We start from the raw sequence: 21,721 nt of genomic DNA, 5'->3' as shown, positions 1-21,721 counted from the left end.
TGATCATCAATTGTATGAATATATATGTATATTGGTCCCTATCAACTGTCAAATAATTTAATCGTTGCTCCTATGGCCGGGGTCACTGACCGTCCATTTAGAACGCTCTGCAAGTATTTTGGCGCAGGCCATGCAGTCAGTGAAATGATGACTGCCGATAAGACTTTGCGGATGAGCAAAAAAAGCCTTTACCGTGCAAATTTTGACGGCGAACTCGCTCCAATTTCTGCTCAAATTGCAGGTTCTGATCCTGAGCAATTAGCAGAAGCTGCACGTTATCAAGTGGCAAATGGCGCACAAATTGTTGATATCAATATGGGATGTCCAGCCAAAAAAGTATGTAACAAACTTGCTGGTTCAGCATTATTACAAGATGAAGATTTAGTGGCACGAATTCTTGATGCAGTGGTCACTGCTGTTGATGTTCCTGTGACATTAAAAACCCGTTTGGGCTTTTTAAATGGTCAAGAAAATATTTTAAGAGTTGCAAAAAGAGCAGAGGAAGCGGGAATTGCTGCATTGGCCTTACATGGTCGCACCCGTGAAGACATGTATTTAAATACAGCACGTTATGATTTGATCAAACATGTCAAAGAGTTAATCAATATTCCAGTTATTGCGAACGGTGATATTGATAGTCCTGAAAAGGCAAAATATGTACTCGATTATACAGGTGCTGACGCAATCATGATTGGTCGTGCTGCTCAAGGTCGACCATGGATTTTCCGTGAAATTGCGCATTATTTAAAAACTGGAGAGCACTTAGCTGCACCTAATATTGAAGAGGTGAAGCATGTGCTACTTGGGCATTTATCAGAACTTTATCAATTTTATGGTGAATATTCTGGATGTCGTATTGCCCGTAAACATATTGCTTGGTACACAAAAGGATTACGCTCAAGTAACGAATTCCGCCAAAATATGTATAAAGTTGAAAGTACTGCTGAACAAGCATTAGTGGTCGAAAACTATTTTAATCAGTTATTAGCTGAAGGCAATTTGATGAGTGATGTGCAAGTTGAACAGGTTAACTTATTAGAAACTCATTAAAGAAAAAGCCAGTAAATTTACTGGCTTTTTTAAATTTACTCATCTTCCAGCATTTCTACCACTAACTGATTAACTAAATCGGCAGCAGCTAATTCACGTATTTGAGAGACATTACTACCCGCCCAAAAAGCACCGAAGCCATAGTCTTTATTCTTACTTGCAATTGCATTGAGTTGCTTGGCTAAATCATAGGTATAGGGATATTCGGGTTGAGGAGGGCGATTAGGTAAATCAATTTGTGTGTGCCAATGATTGAGCAATCCACGGGCCGGACGTCCAGAAAGACTGGCACTAATTTGCGTCACAGGCTCACTAAATAAAGCTTTACGGTACTCGGCAGATGCATTTGAAGATGGACATTGAACAAAAGCAGTTCCGAGTTGAACAGCTGTAGCTCCTAAACTCAACATATGCCGTGCTTGTGAGCCATTCATAATACCACCAGCGGCTACCACAGGTCGTTTGCAATGTTTGACAATCAGATGTACTAAATCACTTGTTTTAATTGCTGCATCAAAAGTCTTATTAAAGATTCCTCGGTGTCCGCCTGCTTCAATCCCTTGAGCAATAATAATATCTATACCAGCCGCTTCAATAGCTTGTGCTTCAACTAAATTGGTAGCAGAAACCATAGTGATAATTCCGGCATCTTTTAATGCCTGAATTTGATGGGGATGGGGAATGCCAAAATGAAAACTTACAGCTTTAGGTTTAGTTTCTAATACGACATTTAGAAAATCATCGTTATCAAGAAAACTTGGATAAATACAGTTTAAATTTTGAGGAGGCTGTTCTCCGAACTTTTCAAACTGTGGGCGTAAATATTCAATCCATTGAGCAGAAGTTTGAAGATTAAGTTGTTCGGGCTGATGGCAGAAAAAATTAACCTGAAATGATTTTTCTGTAAGTGTTTGAGTTTTTAAAATCTGTTCTCGAGCACTTTGCGCCGTATTTGCTCCGAGCCCTAATGACCCAAGACCACCCTGATTAGAAACTTCTGCGGCAAGTTCAGGCGTAGACACACCCGCCATAGGGGCAAGAAAAATAGGATGTTTAATTTCAAGTTGTTGTAACAGGGTCATTTTATTCACCTCATTTCTTTCTCTTCACCATAACGTGAAATCAGAACCAAGAGCAAATAATATTGGGCATTTAGTTTTTAAATATTTATTTCTTAAATATTTAAAAGTTCTGGTTTTTTAAAGTGGAGTAACATGAAACAAAGATCCGATCCAGCTTGAAAAAGCCATCGCTAAAATTCCCCACAAGGTAATGCGTAAACTTCCTTTCAGCTTAGAAGTACCTGCGAAATGACTTGATAGTGCCCCTAAAAAAGCTAATGAAATAATGCCAAATATTAGAACTGTCTTTTCGATCCATATATCAGGACTGAGTAGAATAGCGAGCATAGGAAACAATGCCCCAAATGAAAATGAGCCAGCTGAAGCTAATGCAGCTTGAACAGGATTTGCTGCTGTATTTTCATGAATACCAATTTCATCACGTGCGTGAGCACCCAAGGCATCATGATTTGTAAGTTCAGTCGCAACTTGTCGAGCTAAATCTGGTGCTAAGCCTCTGGCTATATAAATTTGGGTGAGCTCATCAAGTTCACGTTGCGGATGCTTTTTGAGTTCTTGTGCCTCAAATTTTAAGTCAGCTTTTTCAATATCTTCTTGTGATTTTACAGAAATGTACTCTCCGGCCGCCATAGAGGTTGCACCAGAAATTAAACCAGCAATACAGGTAATAAGAAGCGTATGAGCAGTGGCTCCACTTGCAGCCATTCCCATGATTAGACTAGTAACAGAAATAATTCCGTCATTAGCGCCTAAAACGGCTGCCCTTAACCAACCTGAGCGGTGAATAAAATGATGTTCTGGATGCTGGGAAAAGGACATGACTTTACCTTTTTTAGTTATAAATTTTTATCTTATCCTATAAGATTATTTACAATAATACGATTAAAAAATGTGTCATTATAGGAAAAACAATCAGATAACTACTTTTCAAAACATAATATAAAAGGAGATAAAATGAACAACTTATAGAATCTAGCCTACTTACCCAACAATGTAATTTATGAGTTTAATTATAATATTTATTGATTAAATTTTAATCTTACTTCTACGCAAACATTCTATCCACTTTACTCTAGAGGTCTCAATGAATAACAAAACAATAAAATCTCTAACCCGTTTCTTTATCGTTATTGGTTCGATCTGTCCAGCTTTAGGCCTCTTAAGCATGGAGACTACATTTGCCCAAGAGATTGTGAATCAAGAATATAAACCAGGTAATCCGATTTATGATAAATGGGACCAATTTTATAAAATTGAGAAGACTCAACCTGAAAATGCCGAGAAGTTATTATTAGAGCTCGGCGAAATGACACCTCAAGATATTAAAGTATGGAAAAGTTTAACTTATTTGCAAATTAGAATAGGTAAACAAGAAGCAGCTTTGCAAAGTTTAAGAAAAGCAGAGGCATTAGACCCAGCAGACGATAATTTAAAACTCCAAGAAGCTTATCTGCTTAACTCTCAAAAAAATAATAAAGAAGCTTTGGTCGTTTTTAAGGAGCTTACGCAATCTAAAGATGCTGATATTGCCAATAAGGCGACACAGGCCGTAAAGAATTTAAGTGGAGGAGAAGTCAAAACTTATTTCCGTGATGTGTATTTTGCACCTTCATATGAGTCACGTTATGACGATGTGATTTTTCCACTTAAAGCTCGCTATGGTAAGAATCTTGATAATGGTCGAGCACAGGTGTATGGCTTTTTAAACTTAAACCGTGATACTCAATCTCAGGGGGGGGTACGACCTGAGATTATTGATGAAAATGCAGTAACTCTAGGTGTTGGCGCTAATTACCAACCTTGGACATCTATACCTGTGCGAATGTATTTAGAAGTGGGGGGAAGTTACGATCTGATTGATCGAAATAGAGATAAATTTCGTGAAAGTGTTGTCGGTGGGGTGACAGGTTATCAAGAGTGGTATTCTCAAAATAATTGTAATCATTCACTTTGCTTTAATGATTACTTCACTGATTTATATGGTAATGCAGCAACGTATTCTAGAGAAGATTATAACGTTATTGGTGATTTACGCTTACGTACGGGTTTGAATGTCTATAAAGGCGAGAATGGAACTGTACAGGCTTATTTGAAATTGCATGGCTTAGCTGACAGTAAAGATGAGTATTACAATAATTTATTTGAATATGGCCCCGGTATTTCATGGCAGCCTTTTAATTATCAGCCGATAAAACTACGTGTTGAGCGACTATATGGCAATTACTTTAAAGATGTGCCAGTAAATACAAAAGATCATTACAACAATACCCGAGTGGAACTCGTCTTTTATAAGGATTTCTAAAATGAAGAAAATTTTTATATCTATTGTATTTGGAACTCGTCCTGAATTAATCAAACTTGCCCCTGTTATTTTATTGGCAAAGCAAGATCCTCGTTTTCAAGTTGAGGTGATTTTTACTGGACAACACGATGAATTAGTAAGAGATGCGATAGATTTCTTTGGGGTTGAAATTGACCATCGTCTTAAAATTATGAATGCTGGACAAAGTTTAAATCAGCTACTCATACACGGTTTGAGCCAAATCGAGAATGTATATACTGATGGGCAAAAAAGAGATGCAATTGTTATTCAGGGAGATACAACAACTGTTTTAGCAGCTGGCTTAGTCGCGTTTTCAATGAAAGTTCCTGTAGCACATGTGGAAGCTGGTTTACGTTCTTATGATTTGGATCATCCTTTTCCAGAAGAGGGAAATCGTCAGTTAGTGTCACGTATTACCAAATGGCATTTTGCTCCGACAGAACAATCAAAAAGAAATTTACTCAATGAACAAATTCCATTAGAACTCATTACAGTTACAGGCAATACCGTTGTTGATGCGGTGTATTTAGGACGTAAATTAATTTCTGAAAAATCTGATTTGAAGAACCAGCTTGAACCTTATGGAATTCAATTAAAGCAAGATGATAAAGTTGTGCTTATTACTGCGCATCGTCGTGAAAACTTTGGCGGGGGAATTCAAAATATTTGTAATGCCGTTGAGCACTTAGCCCACGACCATCCTGATTTACATTTTATTTGGCCAGTCCATTTAAACCCAGCAGTACATGATGTGGTTCATGATAAGTTTAAAGACCATCCGCAAATCCATTTAGTTAAACCATTAGACTATCCTAGTTTATTGGCAGTTATAGACCGATCTACTTTTATTCTGACGGACTCAGGTGGGTTACAAGAAGAGAGTCCATCATTTAATAAGCCAGTTTTAATCTTACGAGATACCACAGAACGACCTGAAGTTGTTGAAGTAGGGGCCGGCGTTTTGGTAGGGACAAACCAACAAAAAATTATTGAAGAAGCTGAAAAGCTACTCACCGACCAACAGCACTATGAGAAAATGGCACACGTAGAAAATCCATTTGGTGACGGGCAAGCAGCTCAACGTATTCTCGATCAAATTGCTAAATCTTATGAATTGGCATAATGATGATTTAAGTATTTCTTCTCACTTATGGCTTTATTAACACCACCATAAGTGAGGCGATACCACAAGCTCACAATATTGACGCACCAGCGGCTCATGTAATGTGGTCCATCAAAAATATAGACAGTTTTTCCTTCATATGCTTTTAGCTGAGAAATAATTTCCCACGGATATGCAGCTCTAAATTGCCCATTCTTTTTAACTCTAAAGGCTTCGAGTACTATAATTACTTTATCTTTTCCAAGCTTTTGTTCAAGTTGATCTAAAATATGTTTAGCTTGCTGCGGAGAACGTACACCTACGCCAACTCCGTCTTGGAAGAAAACGCCGTTATGTTCTGGTAACCAGCTTTTAACCCATAAATCATAATGTTCGGGTTCGGTTTCACCACTATAAATACTCACCCAAACTGGTACTGGAAGTTTAGTTAAAACCTGACCTAAAGCACTTACTCTTAACCAAGTCGGATCTGCTTCCACTGGAAAATAATAACCTTTAGGTGCAGTTTTTTGCTCTTTTATAATTTCAGCAGACTTTTCCCCTAACTCAGTGACATTTGCCCGAGCTTTAGGTTCATTATATTCGCCGGCTAAACCCAATATTAGATTTTTAGCCCAAGGCTCTTGTTTAATTTTTTCTAAATTAATTGCTTTTTCCCATTGAGGAAAATTTGATTCTTTCCACCATGATTTAGACTCAACAACAGACCATTGGGGAACAAATGTATCAACACCTAAATAGTGCCAGTTTCCCTCTGGTGGAGTAGTGTTATTGTCGGGCTGCCAGAAAATTCCTTCAATATGCGGGGCTTGTCTTTGATGTTTGAACAACCCCGCATAAGCGATAACACTACAAATAATTAAAATAATAAAAGCAGCTATTTTAATTGGTATCTGTTTTTTCATTATTTCGTCTTAACCAGTACCACAAGAAGATAATTATTATCATGATTGCAGAGATAATCACAACTAATAAGAAGAAAGAAGATTGTTGAACTAAAGGTGCTTTTTGATTTCCGACAATAAGTTTTTGTAAAACATAAATATTTCCATTTTCTGAAACGAGCATTTTTGTCACGTTATTTGGAATTTTATGTTGTATTTTTTCCCACAGGTGCATGAAAGCTTGTGCTCCACCTTGTGAGTCGGTAATCACGTCAAAGCGATTATTGTTATAACTCACAATAAAACCATTAACAGCAGCAGGCGCATAAATAGTATCTTGATGCATTAATACCTGTTGTTGATAAATATCTTTATTCACACGAACATTTATTGCTTGTGGAGCACTTGGCGAATAACGGACTAGGTTAAGCGGCATTGGTCCTTGTGTTAAAAGCATTTTTTTCGCAGTTTGGCCTAATACAATCGCGATATTTAATGCACCAGATTGATCATCAATTGCAATTGTCGGAGTCGTTGCTAAAGTCATTGAAATTGCGGCTACGCCATTTTTGAGTTTATGGGGTAACTTTAGGGTAGATTTAGCTGTATCAATCCAGAGCGAACCATGTGCAGTGGGTAAACACTGTGAATTAGCAATGACTGAGTTTTCTAGCTTTAAATTAAAATTGGTCGTATTAGAAATAGCTTTGGCAAAAATGTTGAATTGTCGGTTGACGGGATCGGAAGCAAGGTCAGCTGTTTTCATGCTGCCTGCAAGTCCGCCATCAATCCAAGCCGTAATATTTGAACCTTGCAATAGACCACTTTGAATACGTAGTGCAATTTGCCCTTGCAAGATATCAGTTGGTTGCCATACTGCTGGGAAATCAAGGAATAAATTCTTTTCAGCGTGATTTAATCTGAAGTCTTCAATGCCTAAATCGGCAAGTGTATTGATTTTTTTAAATTGTGCCCAAGTTGGGGTAGAGATTGTAGTAGGGAAAATTGCACTTCCTGTATCAAGTTGCTCTACATACGAGGGGTTGATTAGTCCATTTATGGCAGCAGTAAGTTCTTGTGGTGTGTGATAAGTAATTGAAAGAGTAGCCACTCCATCTGCTGGTTTTGCAATTTGTACTAAAGCACCCCCTTTGAGTGGTGTAGCTGAGCGAATCACTTCAATAATGAAATTTGTTTCATCATTTAAATTAGTTTGTCCTGAATCAACCCATTCAATTGGTGTGATTGAAGTCCATGAACTTGCTAATCTAGCGAGCATAGAAGCTTCTATAATCTCTTTACGATTATATTTTAAAATACCAACAAACGGAGTAGGCCGTCTCGCTTGTGGATTAGCTAAAGCATCTGGTAAGTCTTTTAAACGGTATATATTACGGATAGGCGTAAAGTCGAGTTGGGAATTGCTTAAATAAGTTAAGTGATCAATATCTTCTGTACAGAATGTTTCTTTAGTTTGATTCAGCGTAGTCGGTTTAGCATACTGTTGAATAATAAAATCTAAACGATGAAAGCCACTCTGACTTGTTGGGATATCAAATTTGAATTGACCGTCCCCACTCAGTGTAGTGTTATAAATGAGTTTATCATCATATTTTACGAGTAAAGTTGTATCACTTTCAGTGGAATAATCACTTGAAAATTGAATGTTTTGCCACTGGGCACCTTTTCCAATATAGAAAAAATGAGGCTCGACCGTATATTTAGTTGAAGTACTAATATCGTCGAGTTTCCATATGTACGCATGAGCAGACATGGTGAGCATAAGACTGGTGCTGGCAAGGAGCACTTGAGCTGTTTTGTAGAGATCAAAAGTCTTTTTCATTTATTTTTTCTCCTTGCTACGTTCCGTTTTGTACCATTGAAGGGAGTTGCCCTGTATTTTATTTTTAAGCATGTCATATGCGGCTTTAAAAACAATAAATAGAAATATTTGTGAGTAACTTACATAAGATAAAACAGAGTAAAAATAGAGTTCTGGTTTAACTTTTTCGAGTGAAAGGGTAAACCACATTTGTGCGACATATAGGCAAAACGAGAGGCCCCACAGTAATGTGAAGGGACCAGGAACTGAAATGCCTGCGATACCCAGTAACCCAAGCGTCAAGGTAATATGACTCCAGAATAAAGCAGGTACGAAAAGTATGTAGCACATAATGTTATTTAGAATTTCAATTCCAATAGGAAAAGGGGTTCTTAACGCTACGGGTAAATATTTACGAGTCACATAAAAATTACCCTGAGTCCAACGTGAGCGCTGTTTTACAAATACACTCAAAGATGGCGGATCTTGTTGCCAACCAATTGCGTAGGGAACCCATTTAATTCGTTTTTGACCGATAAAAATTCGGAAGCTCATTTCAGTGTCATCGACCAATGATTTCTCATCAAAACCACCTAAGGTTTCTAATGCATCACGCCAAATGACATAGTTGGTACCCATTAATGTTGATAGTTCAAAACGTTGCCAACGACCGCCCTGAAAAATCCATTGGAAAAATATGAACTCAATGGCAATAAATCGAGTCAGAATACTATCTTGCCAATTACGGGTTCTTACTTTGCCATTTACAGCTACTAATTTTTTATCTGCAAGTAGTGTTTGAGCTAATAACCTTACGCAGTCGGGTTCAGGTGTACTGTCTGCATCATAAACAACAATGAGTTCACCTTTGGCATGGGGGAGGCCATTATTTAGTGTTCTAGATTTACCTTTGCCTCCCATTCCTTTAGGAACGTTGACAATTTTTATGCAAGGATAAATCTGCGCTAGATTTTCGGCGATTTCTAGGGTGTTATCTTTAGAACCATCATTAATCAGCAAAACTTCATATGCTTCGGCTGGATAATCCTGTTGCGCGATTGCATGTAAAGTATCTTCAATGACTACGCCTTCATTATAGGCAGGAATCAAAACACTCAAAACGGGCCATCTATCGGGTACGGGTAGGTTCTGTAACTCTTTTTCTGCTGTTTTTGAGTATTTCCAAGCCTGATAACTTAGCCATGCCCAAAATGCTTGAGGAATCCAGATGCCTAAAAAACCAAATAGGAAGAGAATATCAATGGGAGCCATTTGATTTAACCCTCCTAATAATAGATGAGATCAGCAATAACAATAAAATCACCCCGATGACCAAGGAGATCCAAGAAATATAGCTGCCGAAAGTACCAAGTAGGTCAGGATAGGTTGTGGTTAAAATAAGATCGAGTGGAACTACAACTGTGCTTAAACCAATAAAAATATACCCAAAAAAACTAGTGTTTACATGATCAGGCGTGCTTATGTATTTAATATTATTAAATTTCCATGAAATACCGAGTTGAGGGTATCGAATATTTGTGGTCGGAAGATCAGCAGGAGGGTTAATAATGATTTCATAACCTGAAACATGACCATTAAAATTTTTGGCTGAATAAAATAAGTGCTGCTTTTGTTTAATTTCTCTGGAGGGTAGAGGAAGTTCCTTTGGATTAAACTTAACAATATAGCTGCCAGCGGTCTGGGAAATTAAGTTTTCATCCCAACCTGTTGAAACAAAAGCAGCCATAGGTCGCAAGCCAATTGCAGTTGAAAATGTAGCTTTGGCGGCAAAATATTGAGGTTGTTCAGATTTAAAAAGTACAATCGGAATAGCACCTTGGCTCACTGCTTCTTTTAATAAGAAATAGTGAGAAAAGCTAAAAACTTCATCTGGTAATATGATGCCTGGCTTAATTCCTTTATGAATAAGCCCTTGAAAACTGTCTGAACTGATTTGGTCAATTGTAAAAATAGGCCACCATGTGTCCTGTGAGGGGAAAAACATGGAAAGGTCATTAATACTTTGAACTTCAGTTCTTGTTTGTTCAGATTTAATCTCGCAATGATAATATTGACGATAGAATTGCTGCAAAGTGCCATCTGGATACTGACTAGAGGCAATAATAATTCCACAAATATTAAGAAGATTAGACATTAAGTAATCTCCTCTTCAGGTGGAATCTGAATAACTTTATATTCGACTTCAAGCCGCAAAGTCATAATTTCTTTTAGCTTTTTAATAAATTCAGGTTCTTCTTCTGTTTTTTGTTGACGAATAACAATACTGTATATCGTTTCTAGATCATCATCAGCAAACTGGAAAACAATTTCTTGCGGGTGATGCTGGCTCAAAATTTTAATCATTTCATTTTGAGTGGTTTTCCATACATCATCGCCTAACATTTCTTTAATTAAGCTTCGGTTGAGAATCCTGATTTCAAAGACTTCATAGTCTTGTATGTGATGATGATCAAGAAGTTTGAAGAAACTACGTTGAAAATACTTAAGTGCGCTAAGCGGGAAAATATCACGGCGATAATTTCGATCATAACTTTGTATATCACGATATTTTTGGACGTTAATTTCAATATTATGGCGTACAGCACTAAGAAAAAGAGGAATGAGAGGAATAATAAAAAGTAAAAGGAGCTGACGTTCAATATGTGTTTGTGCCCCTAGGTCGAGTAGAAAATATACTGCAACACCTATGAAAGCGAGTAAACCAACAATTAAAGATGCGCCAACTTCTAAAAAAGCCCCAGAAACTAAAAGAATAAGAATAAAAATCCAGCTTCCTCTAAAACTTACCGGCAGCCACTCATATGCCACCATCCCCATAAATAGATGAGCTGCGATAATCCATAAGACGAGTGTTCTTCCAGGGTTCTTCTGTTGCTGTTGCATGCGAGCTATGGCTACCTTCTTGTAATGTTAATTTTTTTATACTTTTATTACTAAACGTGAGACATTGCGAAGTTATTGTTGTTTATGGCCTTTTTAAGTATCTATTATGTTTATTTGTAGATCAAAGTCACCATTTAGTCAAATATTGTTATTATTTTTTAATCAAAAATAAACAGATAAGACGTAATTCTTATCTAAATACTCTTGTATGTTTCAATTGCTTTCAGGCGAGTTTCTTTCAAATCAACAATTGGCTTTGGATAATTCAACTGAAGCGGAGTTTTACTTGAGTAGGGTTCATGAATCACTTTATTGTCTAGATGAGCTAATTCATCCACCCATTGACGAATATAGTCTCCGTTTGGATCAAACTTCTTAGACTGAGCAATAGGGTTAAAAATTCGGAAATAGGGGACAGCATCAGTTCCGGTTGATGCACACCATTGCCAACCACCATTATTCGCTGCTAAATCACCATCAATTAAGTGTTCCATAAACCATTGTTCACCTATTCGCCAATCGATGAGTAGGTTTTTACATAAAAACATAGCGGTAATCATGCGGACTCGATTATGCATCCATCCTGTTTTTTGTAGCTGACGCATGCCCGCATCAATAATCGGTATACCTGTTTGGCCAGTTTGCCATGCGGTTAGGTGCTCTGGATTATGATTCCATTTAATTTTCTGAGTATCTTTTTTAAACGGAATGTGTTTAGAAACATGTGGAAAATCAAATAAAATATGCTGATAAAACTCTCGCCAAAGCAGTTCATCTAACCAAGTCTGCTGACCTTCGTTTGCAAGATGGAAGTTGCCATGTTCAGCTCGGAAAAGAGTTTGTAAACATTGACGAATAGACAAAATTCCAAGATTTAAATACGGTGAGAGTTGGCTAGTTCCTTTTACATTTGGAAAGTCACGTTCTAATTTATAATCAGATAAATGATCTTCAATAAATACGTCGAGCTGCTCCAGAGCAAAATCTTCTCCAGTCGGCCATAAGTTTTGTTGGTCTTTAGAAATAGATGAGTCAAAAAAAGTTTCTACATCTTCTAGACTTAAACTTTTTATATTTGAATCAGACTCTGGATTAGCTTTTTGCTTTTCAGGAATTGGATAGCACTGAGGCAAACCGCTGATATCTAGTTTCGAATAACATGCTTTTTTGAATGCACCGAAAACTTGATAGGGTTGCTGTGACTGATTGCGAATAGAACGTAAAGGAAAAATCGTACGGTCATGAAATAAAAAAAGTTCTTTACCTTGTTGATTTAAAGCCTGCTGTACAGTTTTATCTCTTTTTAACTCATTCACACCTACTTCTATATTTGAGTAAACATTTTCGATATGAAGTTGATGTGTGAGTTGGCAAATATAATCTGCAATATCTTTCCAGTAGGGAATCACTTGAATAATAAGTGGAATATTAAGCTGTTCTAATTCTTTTTTAAGTTGTTGAAGCTGATGTAAATAGAAATTAATTTTTATAGGTGCATCGTGATGTATTTTCCATTGTTCAGGCGACAAAATAATTAACCCAATTGAAGGTCCTTGCTGGCAAGCATGCCATAAAGCAGCATGGTCTCGAACTCTCAAATCCTGACGAAACCAAATCAGCTGATTTACGTTTGACATGAAAGATACCCTTATAAAGTTGAGTGAGTTTGAGGTTTATTATCAAGATATTATATAAAAATAAATCCATAAAAAAAGCAAAGCCGAAGCTTTGCTTTTATCTTCATCTAAAGATGAATTAGTGGTGGTGACCACCTGCACCGTGTACGTGACCGTGATCTAATTCTTCTTCAGAAGCTTCACGGATTTCTACGATTTCAACTTCAAAAGTTAAATCTTGACCAGCAAGTGGGAAGTTAGCATCAACAACCACGTTGTCGCCTTCAACAGCTTTAACAGTTACGATCTGAACGCCGTCATCTGTTTGAGCTTGGAATTGCATACCAGGTTGAATGTTTTCAACACCTTGGAACATTTGAGCTGGAACTTCTTGTACTAGGTCTGGGTTGTATTCGCCATAACCTTCAGCTGCTGGTACATTAACAGTAAATTTGTCACCAACAGTTTTACCTTCTAATGCATTTTCAAGACCAGGAATGATATTGCCTGCACCGTGCAAATAGGCAAGTGGTTCGCCTTGAGATTGATCAAGTGTTTCACCCTCAGCGTTTGTTAATTTGTAGTGGAATGAAACCACGTGGTTATTTGCAATAGCAGTCATGTTTTTGATCCATTCAATCAATTGAAGCGTACATCATAAAGTGAAAAATAAATTTTGTAGACTACAAAATCTTAATCTTTGGCACTTTTTCTGATGCGTTTTTATATAAATAGGGACGAACTTAAAAAATTCAACTTAATACAGCTTAATTTTTGGACGTACACGTCTTGTAAGTAAATCTTTCATTGTGAGTAGTCCAGCTTGAGTATATCCATGAATCGTTGCTTGATGTAAACGATATAAAGAGACATACATAGTTTTCGCAATATAACCTTGCACACTTACATCGCCAAGTAATTCTCCAACGGCTTTATTACGACTTAAAGACACGAGGGAGCCTTTGTCGTTAAACGTGAACATGGGCTGTGAACGGCCATTAAGTCTGGCAGCCATAGCATCAACTAAAAAGCTTGCTTGTTGGCTGGCAACTTGAGCACGTGGTCCAAGAGGAGGGTTTCGTGCATCAAGCTGGCAATGAGCACAATCACCAAACGCAAATACATTTGGATCAGAATAGGTTTGCAACGTTGCATAGACCATTAAACGATTAATGTTATCGCGTTTAAAGTCTGTAAAACTTTCTAATACCTTAGGTGCTTTTACGCCTGCTGCCCAAACGGTAATATCACTTTTGAGTTGGTTGCCATTACTAAAGTAGATGCAATGCTTATCAATTTTTTCAACGCGGTGTTGAGTTAAAATTTCAACGCCCATTTTTCTGAGTTGTTCGGCACTATGTTCAGCAGTTTTATCTGTCAGAGCAGGTAAAATACGTTCAGAGGCTTCAATGAGGGTAATTTTGACTTGGTTGGGGTGAATCTTCTTTAAACCATATCGATAAAAGTTTTTGGTTGTTTCAATTAACTCGGCTGCAAGCTCTACACCTGTAGCTCCCGCACCAACGATTCCAATATTTAAAGTTCGCTGATTAGGTTGATTTTGAGCTTCAATATAAAGATGTAATAAATCTTGCTGGAAAACATCGGCTTGTTTTCTGCTGTCGAGGAAATGGCAGTTTTCACGCACACCCGTGGTATTAAAGTCATTTGATACTGAACCAAGCGCTAAAATAAGTGTGTCATAACTGAGCTCTTGCGGATGATTCTGTTGGTCTTTAGACACTTGAGGGGGCATTAGTTCAATTAATCTTTTATCTTTATTTACCCCAACTAATGTTCCAAGCACAAATTCATAATGATGTTTTTCGGAGTGTGCGAAATAGTTAGTTTGTTCTTCGTGTGGATTTAAAGAACCAGCAGCGATTTCGTGAAGCAAAGGTTTCCAAATATGGGTAAGGTTCTGGTCAACCAATGTAATCTTTGCTTTACGATTTTTCCCAAAAGTTTCACCGAGTTGTGTTGCCAGTTCTAAGCCGCCAGCACCACCACCAACAATTACAATATGATGTAAATTTTGGGCCATTTTTTTCACCTAATTATTTTTCTATAAAAAAAGATGGCTAAATTATGCCATCTTTTATTTATAAAATTTATTGTGCGTCTGTGCACAAATTGATGTTTTTAGTGCGAATCTACAGGGTAGAGTTTTGCAGCACTATGTTCACTTGATGAAAAAATAGAGAAGAGGCTAGAAAACCACATTGCAATTTTTTGGAAAATATTAGCTTCTTCAATATGTACATTATCTTCGATTTGAAGACTACGGATCAGTTGATTATTTTGATAAATCGATACTGTTGCTAAGCTCATGACTTTCATTAACGGTGCAGTTAATTGTTTTTCATTGAGTTCAATGTTTACACGTGTTTGAGTCGTTTCGAGCGGAGCAATAACTTTTGGTTGCAGGTTGCTATCAATTACTTGAACGCGCTGAGTGATATTATCAAAATTATTTAGGTCAATTGGTGCTGGGTCAGCATATAACGAAGTCGTTACAATCGTAGGTTGTTTTGTCGCTACCTTGAACATTTTTAAAGTCGACTTTACAACAGGCAGCTCGGCAATTAATTTTTGCTCAGGAATAATGACTTCATCACGTGTATAGGTATAAGCAAGATTCATTAATTTATCTGCAATCTCAGCACGTTTTACCGCACTCGGTGTACCTAAAACGATGACCAATAAACGTCTTTGAGCTAAGTCTGATGAAAATGAAGGACGTGAAGCTGTTAATGCCAAATTATAACCCGCTGCTTTAGTGTAACCAGTTTTTAGACCATCAACAGATGGATCATATTTCAAAGCAAGGTTAGTCGCATGGTGAAAACGTTGATTGTAGCTAAAGCTTGGCATTTTTGAATAATGCAAATATTCAGGCGTTTCTTTAATTACGGCTTGACCTAATAAGCTTAAATCATGTGCCGTAGTGTAATGATCCGGCATCGTAATTCCAGGAGGGTTACTAAAATGGGTATCTTTCATACCCAAAGCCTGAGCTTCCTGATTCATACGTTGTACAAAATGGGGAACATCACCAGAAATTTTTTCAGCTAAGGTCACGGCTGCATCATTTGCAGACATAACAATTAAACCTGCCAATAACTGATCAACAGAAATTTGTTCACCAGCTTTAAGATACATTTGTGATTCATCCCACTGCACGACACCAACCACTGGTGTTGCAGTAATGATTTCTTCTTTTTTCAGCTTTCCGGCTTTAATCTCTTTTAAAGCAATATAGGCAACCATCATTTTAGTTAAAGATGCTGGCGCGCGTTGCATGTGGCTATTATGCTCGGCAATGATTTGACCCGATTGAGTATCTACAATAGTCCATGCAGCGGCTTCAACACTTTCAGGTGCAATATTGAGTAGCGCAGCATTGGTTAGGGTGGTGCAGAAAAGACTGAATAGGGTAAAAAGAGATAGAAAAAATTTCACGGATGACCTTAACTTTTACTGGCAAATACGGGACACAGATGCACAGCATGCTATGCCTTTTTTTAATGGAAGGCTAGTGGAAATTGTTGCCAAAAAATACATGTACGCAAGACGATACAAAAAAGTGATAATCTAATGCGAAGCCGTTCTTATTTTTAAATTGAAGAATTTATGTTGCATTATCAAATTGAGTTCGATGATTACAAACAACACCTTGTTCACGTGACAATTCGTTTTTTAGCCAATCCGAATCAGGAACTTTGGCTGCCAACGTGGATTCCGGGTAGTTATCTAATTCGAGAGTTTTCAAAACATATTGAAGCCGTTAAAGCTTATGATGAAGCTGGACGTCTGTTGGATATTAAAAAAACGAGCAAGAATCGTTGGCGTTTATTTAATACCGATCATGAGTTAATGACGATTGAATATGATGTATATGCATATGATTTGTCTGTACGTGGTGCATATGTCGATCAGACCCGCTTATATATCAATCCAGCATGTGTATGTTTAGCTTTAGAAGGCCAAGAACAATCTGCTTGTGAAGTCGAAGTGTTCTTGCCAGATGAATTAAAGCATTTTCAGTTAGCAACAGGTTTGGCTTCAAAAAGTCTAGTTAAAGGTCGCTTTACTTTAAAAGCTGATCATTATGATCAATTGATTGATAGCCCGTTTGAATTGGCTGATCAAACACGTTTTAGTTTTGAAACACATGACATTGAACATGAGTTTGTAATTTCTGGCCCACATAATGCCAATGTTGATCGCTTAAAAGCCGACATTAAAAAGATTTGTGCAGCCGAAATAAATATGTTCGGTTCAGCGCCTTTTAAAAACTATACCTTTATGACGATGGCAACAGGGAATAGTTATGGTGGATTAGAACATTGTAATAGTACAAGTTTGATTACACCGCGTGACGATTTGCCAAAATCGAATGAACCAACTGAACCTTCTAAAGACTATCAACGCTTTTTAGGCTTATGTAGTCACGAATACTTTCATTCATGGTTAGTAAAGTTTATTCGTCCAGAAAACTTTGCAAATTATAATTTGCATCAAGAAGGCTATACCTCTTTACTTTGGATATTTGAAGGCTTTACTTCATATTATGATGACCTGATTTTATTACGTAGTGGCGTAATTTCTCAGAAGTCTTATCTTGATTTACTTAAAGCACAAATTGATCGCTATTTACAAAATCCAGGCCGTTTTGTTCAAACAGTGGCCGAATCAAGTTTTGATGCGTGGATTAAATTTTATCGTCAAGATGAAAACTCGAATAACGCGGGTACGAGTTACTACAATAAGGGTGCTTTAGTTGCGTTGTGCCTAGATTTAGGCTTACGTCTACGTGGTTCTAGTCTTGATGCTTTAATGCGTCGATTATATGAAAATACTCAAAATGGTATGCAAGTAAACGAAAGAACCATTTTTGATTTATGTAAAGAACTGACGGGTGATAATTGGATTGAACAAATTAATCATCTGATTAACACGACTGATGAATTACCGCTTGATCAATTGTTTCCTGAGTTTGGCTTAAGCTATAGAGTTAAAACTGACAAATCTTTGCCATTAGGTTTAAAACTTGTCGATAAGCCAGAAGGTGTGCTTGTGCAAAGTGCCCGCCGTGATAGTGCAGCAGCGAAAGTAGGTATTTCTGCCAATGATGTGATTATTGCAATTGATGGTTTAAAAGCATCCACTAAGCTTATTGAGAAGTATGCAAAGCAGGGTGGTACTTATAGAGTCTTTGCTTTCCGTCGTGATGAGTTAATATCTTTTGAAGTCGATTGCGCTACATCTGAATTAACCGAAGTTGAACTCATCGTTGAAGATCAAGCTAAAACTGAAAAATGGTTAAAAGCTTAGATTAAAGCTAAATAGTTTATAAAAAACCGATGTTTTGCACATCGGTTTTTATTTTTAAGTACATCCAAATGGTGAAATCCGTTTTACCTTTGAGTTTATTTTGAATGAAAAGTATAATAATTGTCAGAACACTGAAAGATATCTCATGTAATTTAATGATGTTTAATGCCTGAAAAGTGATCTGAATGTGCGTATTACAATGACTTAGATATCAGAAAATTATCTATATATTTGAATTATGTATTATTTCGCTGCGAAATGTCGTTATCACTGGATATTTCGTTGACTGGAAGGCAATGAGAGCCGATACTCTCAGGGTTTTATTTAAGCATATCGGTTCGTAGGCACTGGGCCAAAAGCTCGGTCCTCAACACTCAATCAAACGGAAGGGGCTATATATGGCTGGTGAAAAGTCAACTATTATTTACACACTGACTGACGAGGCGCCACTATTGGCGACCTATTCGCTACTGCCGATCATTGAGACCTTTACTAAGCCAGCTGGCATCGAGATTATTAAAAGTGACATCTCTGTAGCTGCACGTGTGCTCGCAGAATTCGCTGATTACCTAAGTGAAGAGCAAAAGGTATCCGACAACCTTGCAGAGCTTGGTCGTCTTACACAAGATCCAGATACTAACATTATCAAACTCCCGAACATTAGTGCGTCTGTTGCGCAATTAACTGCATGTATCAAAGAGCTTCAATCAAAAGGTTATGCAATTCCTGATTATCCGGAAAATCCTGCAACCGAAGAAGAAAAATCAATCAAAGCTCGTTATGGTAAGTGCCTTGGTTCAGCAGTAAACCCTGTCCTTCGTGAAGGTAACTCTGACCGCCGTGCTCCAGCAGCAGTTAAAAACTATGCGAAAAAACACCCTCATTCAATGAGCGAGTGGAAACAGTGGTCACAAACTCACGTTTCACATATGGAAGAAGGTGACTTCTACCATGGTGAAAAATCAATGACACTTGATCGCGCACGTAATGTGAAAATGGAACTTATCACGACCAGTGGTAAGAGCATTGTTCTTAAGCCAAAAGTTGCGCTTCAAGAAGGCGAAATCATTGACTCAATGTTCATGAGCAAGAAAGCACTTTGTGATTTCTATGAAAAAGAACTTGATGATTGTAAAGAAGCGGGAATTTTATTCTCTCTACACGTAAAAGCGACAATGATGAAAGTTTCACACCCGATCGTTTTCGGTCACTGTGTGAAAATTTACTACAAAGAAGCTTTCGAAAAACACGGTAAGTTATTTGACGAATTAGGCATTAACGTTAATAACGGTATGGCTGGGTTATACGAGAAAATCGAAACTCTTCCTACTTCATTACGTGAAGAAATCATTGAAGACTTACATGCTTGTCAAGAACACCGTCCTGCACTTGCAATGGTTGACTCGGCAAAAGGCATCACAAACTTCCATTCACCAAACGACATCATCGTTGACGCTTCTATGCCAGCAATGATCCGTGCCGGTGGTAAAATGTGGGGTGCTGATGGTAAGCAATATGATGCTAAAGCTGTTATGCCAGAATCAACATTTGCTCGTATTTACCAAGAAATGATCAACTTCTGTAAGTGGCATGGTAACTTCGATCCGAAGACTATGGGTACTGTACCGAACGTTGGCTTGATGGCTCAAAAAGCTGAAGAATACGGTTCTCACGACAAGACTTTTGAAATTTCTGAAGCTGGTATTGCAAACATTACCGATCTTGACACTGGTGAAGTGTTATTGACTCAAAATGTTGAAGAAGGCGATATCTGGCGTATGTGTCAGGTTAAAGACGCTCCGATTCGTGACTGGGTAAAACTTGCAGTAACTCGTGCACGTAACTCAGGCATGCCTGCGATCTTCTGGCTTGACCCGTACCGTCCACACGAAAATGAATTGATCAAGAAAGTACAAACGTATTTAAAAGATCATGACACGACTGGCCTTGATATCCAGATTATGTCTCAAGTTCGTGCAATGCGTTACACACTTGAGCGTGTAGTACGTGGTCTAGATACTATTTCTGTGACTGGTAACATCTTACGTGACTACTTAACTGACTTGTTCCCAATTATGGAACTTGGCACTTCTGCGAAAATGTTATCTATCGTTCCGCTTATGGCGGGTGGTGGTATGTACGAGACTGGTGCGGGTGGTTCAGCGCCAAAACACGTACAACAGCTTGTTGAAGAAAACCACTTGCGTTGGGATTCGCTTGGTGAGTTCCTTGCTCTAGCAGCTTCTTTAGAAGAAATGGGCATTAAAGAAAATAATGCTCGTGCTAAGTTACTTGCGAAGACGCTTGATGAAGCGACTGACAAGTTACTTGATAATGGTAAGTCTCCATCACGCCGTACAGGTGAGATTGACAACCGTGGTAGCCATTTCTACTTGTCACTTTACTGGGCAGAAGCACTTGCTGCACAGAACGAAGATGCTGAGTTAAAAGCTAAATTTGCTTCACTTGCAAAAACATTAGCTGAAGAAGAACCGAAGATTGTTGCTGAACTTGCTCAAGTACAAGGTAAGCCAGCTGATATCGGTGGTTACTATGCAATTGATAAAGCAAAAGTAGATGCTGTAATGCGTCCAAGTGCTACATTTAATGCAGCTCTTGCAACTGTTGGTGCTTAATTACTAATTCGTTAGTGAATAGCTCAAAAGCCGGTGTATAAACACCGGCTTTTTTATTTTTATAAAAATAAATGACATTAAAAAAGCCCACCGAAGTGAGCTTTGAAAATTTAGATCTTAACGACTATTACGACCACGACCACGTGGTGCTTTTGTATTTGGACGAGTTGTACCATTAGTCTTACGACGTGGCTTTTCACTTTCATCCATTTGCCAAATACGTTTTGTACCAGACTTTTTCGCAGAACCATCTTTGTTTTTACGAACCATCGGTTTGCCGCCAGTACCACCTGGTTTTTTCACATATGAACGTGAACGATAAGGCTCTTCCGCAGGAACATCTTTAAAGTCAGGATAAAGCAAAGGCTCAATTTCTTTCACATCACCAGGTCTTAAACCGAGTTGAACTAAATCAATTGAACCAATTTTAGTACGAATTAAACGTAAAGTTGGAAAACCTACCGCAGAAGTCATACGACGAACTTGACGGTTACGGCCTTCGCAAATTGAAATTTCGACCCAAGATGTTGGAATATTTGCACGATAACGTACAGGTGGATTACGTTCCCATAACCACTCAGGTTCACTTACTTTAATGGCAGTAGCCGGAAGCGTCATACCATCATTAAGTTCTACACCTTTACGAAGCTGCTCAAGCGCTTCTTCAGTTACATCGCCATCAACTTGAACTAAATACGTTTTGTATTTTTTATTTGCAGGATTGGTAATGAACTGATTCAGACCACCATGATCGGTTAAAAAGACTAAACCCTCAGAGTCCATATCAAGACGGCCTGCCAAGCGCAAAGTCGGGTCATCAACAAAGTCCGAGACGGTCATATGCGCTTCGTCTTTACGAAACTGGGAGAGAACGTCATAAGGCTTGTTGAGAATGACAATTTTCATAAAAAATGGCTTCTTCTTTCAAATAACTAGAGAAAACA

The 21,721-nt window shown here is 37.9% G+C and carries 17 protein-coding genes; 5 read left to right on the top strand and 12 right to left on the bottom strand.

Features of this window, described 5'->3' with window-relative positions:
* Positions 1-24: 24 nt before the first annotated feature.
* Complete coding sequence (dusB, locus tag AC1PJP_RS05915; RefSeq protein ID WP_416704465.1) at positions 25-1,050, top strand: tRNA dihydrouridine synthase DusB; 1,026 nt, start codon at positions 25-27, stop codon at positions 1,048-1,050.
* A gap of 35 nt (positions 1,051-1,085) precedes the next feature.
* On the opposite strand, the gene AC1PJP_RS05910 is transcribed toward dusB, so the two are convergent.
* Both AC1PJP_RS05910 and AC1PJP_RS05905 read right to left on the bottom strand, forming a co-directional pair.
* Positions 1,086-2,132: an NAD(P)H-dependent flavin oxidoreductase gene (locus tag AC1PJP_RS05910; protein WP_479766654.1), complete on the bottom strand. Its 1,047-nt coding sequence runs from the start codon at positions 2,130-2,132 to the stop codon at positions 1,086-1,088.
* A gap of 117 nt (positions 2,133-2,249) precedes the next feature.
* Positions 2,250-2,951 carry a VIT1/CCC1 transporter family protein gene (locus tag AC1PJP_RS05905; protein ID WP_005307417.1) on the bottom strand — a complete coding sequence of 234 codons (702 nt, stop codon included), beginning with the start codon at positions 2,949-2,951 and terminating at the stop codon, positions 2,250-2,252.
* A gap of 265 nt (positions 2,952-3,216) precedes the next feature.
* Between AC1PJP_RS05905 and AC1PJP_RS05900 the strand changes: the two genes are divergently transcribed.
* Positions 3,217-4,434, top strand: coding sequence for a tetratricopeptide repeat protein (locus AC1PJP_RS05900; RefSeq protein ID WP_479766653.1), 1,218 nt, complete (start codon positions 3,217-3,219; stop codon positions 4,432-4,434).
* 1 nt (position 4,435) lies between these two features.
* A complete protein-coding gene (gene wecB, locus AC1PJP_RS05895) occupies positions 4,436-5,578 on the top strand; it encodes a non-hydrolyzing UDP-N-acetylglucosamine 2-epimerase (protein WP_111854457.1) in 1,143 nt (380 codons plus the stop codon).
* Here the strand turns inward: wecB and AC1PJP_RS05890 are convergent.
* The 9 genes from AC1PJP_RS05890 to AC1PJP_RS05850 all read right to left on the bottom strand — a co-directional run bounded on the left by AC1PJP_RS05890 (position 5,563) and on the right by AC1PJP_RS05850 (position 16,266).
* Positions 5,563-6,483 carry an alpha-amylase family protein gene (locus AC1PJP_RS05890; RefSeq protein WP_479766652.1) on the bottom strand — a complete coding sequence of 307 codons (921 nt, stop codon included), beginning with the start codon at positions 6,481-6,483 and terminating at the stop codon, positions 5,563-5,565. The genes wecB and AC1PJP_RS05890 overlap by 16 nt on opposite strands.
* On the bottom strand, positions 6,461-8,305 hold the full coding sequence (locus tag AC1PJP_RS05885; protein WP_479766651.1) for a hypothetical protein: 1,845 nt from the start codon (positions 8,303-8,305) through the stop codon (positions 6,461-6,463). The genes AC1PJP_RS05890 and AC1PJP_RS05885 overlap by 23 nt, the downstream gene beginning before the upstream one ends.
* Entirely contained in the window at positions 8,306-9,556 is a 1,251-nt protein-coding gene (locus AC1PJP_RS05880) for a glycosyltransferase family 2 protein (RefSeq protein ID WP_005307402.1), read from the bottom strand.
* Positions 9,543-10,439, bottom strand: a complete 897-nt coding sequence (locus AC1PJP_RS05875; RefSeq protein ID WP_416662018.1) for a hypothetical protein — start codon at positions 10,437-10,439, stop codon at positions 9,543-9,545. The genes AC1PJP_RS05880 and AC1PJP_RS05875 overlap by 14 nt, the downstream gene beginning before the upstream one ends.
* The gene (locus tag AC1PJP_RS05870) at positions 10,439-11,188 is read right to left on the bottom strand and encodes a hypothetical protein (protein ID WP_479766650.1); all 750 of its coding nucleotides are present in this window, start codon (positions 11,186-11,188) and stop codon (positions 10,439-10,441) included. The genes AC1PJP_RS05875 and AC1PJP_RS05870 overlap by 1 nt, the downstream gene beginning before the upstream one ends.
* 194 nt (positions 11,189-11,382) lie before the next feature.
* Complete coding sequence (locus AC1PJP_RS05865) at positions 11,383-12,825, bottom strand: cryptochrome/photolyase family protein (protein ID WP_151988386.1); 1,443 nt, start codon at positions 12,823-12,825, stop codon at positions 11,383-11,385.
* Positions 12,826-12,943: 118 nt separating this feature from the next.
* Positions 12,944-13,426, bottom strand: a complete 483-nt coding sequence (gene slyD / locus AC1PJP_RS05860; RefSeq protein WP_005307390.1) for a peptidylprolyl isomerase — start codon at positions 13,424-13,426, stop codon at positions 12,944-12,946.
* Between the two features lie 135 nt (positions 13,427-13,561).
* A complete protein-coding gene (locus AC1PJP_RS05855; protein ID WP_151988387.1) occupies positions 13,562-14,848 on the bottom strand; it encodes an NAD(P)/FAD-dependent oxidoreductase in 1,287 nt (428 codons plus the stop codon).
* A 98-nt stretch (positions 14,849-14,946) separates the two neighbouring features.
* Positions 14,947-16,266, bottom strand: coding sequence for a D-alanyl-D-alanine carboxypeptidase PBP6B (locus tag AC1PJP_RS05850; protein WP_416668959.1), 1,320 nt, complete (start codon positions 16,264-16,266; stop codon positions 14,947-14,949).
* A 171-nt stretch (positions 16,267-16,437) separates the two neighbouring features.
* Between AC1PJP_RS05850 and AC1PJP_RS05845 the strand changes: the two genes are divergently transcribed.
* Both AC1PJP_RS05845 and AC1PJP_RS05840 read left to right on the top strand, forming a co-directional pair.
* On the top strand, positions 16,438-18,141 hold the full coding sequence (locus tag AC1PJP_RS05845) for a M61 family metallopeptidase (RefSeq protein ID WP_416684135.1): 1,704 nt from the start codon (positions 16,438-16,440) through the stop codon (positions 18,139-18,141).
* Positions 18,142-18,539: 398 nt separating this feature from the next.
* Complete coding sequence (locus AC1PJP_RS05840) at positions 18,540-20,777, top strand: NADP-dependent isocitrate dehydrogenase (RefSeq protein WP_005307379.1); 2,238 nt, start codon at positions 18,540-18,542, stop codon at positions 20,775-20,777.
* Positions 20,778-20,894: 117 nt separating this feature from the next.
* On the opposite strand, the gene AC1PJP_RS05835 is transcribed toward AC1PJP_RS05840, so the two are convergent.
* Positions 20,895-21,683, bottom strand: coding sequence for an rRNA large subunit pseudouridine synthase E (locus AC1PJP_RS05835; protein WP_004790791.1), 789 nt, complete (start codon positions 21,681-21,683; stop codon positions 20,895-20,897).
* Between the last annotated feature and the right edge of the window lie 38 nt (positions 21,684-21,721).

Source organism: Acinetobacter sp. V116_7 (genome assembly GCF_056735735.1).
Note: the sequence above shows the minus strand (reverse complement) of the source record. Positions and strands in the feature narration are given on the sequence as shown.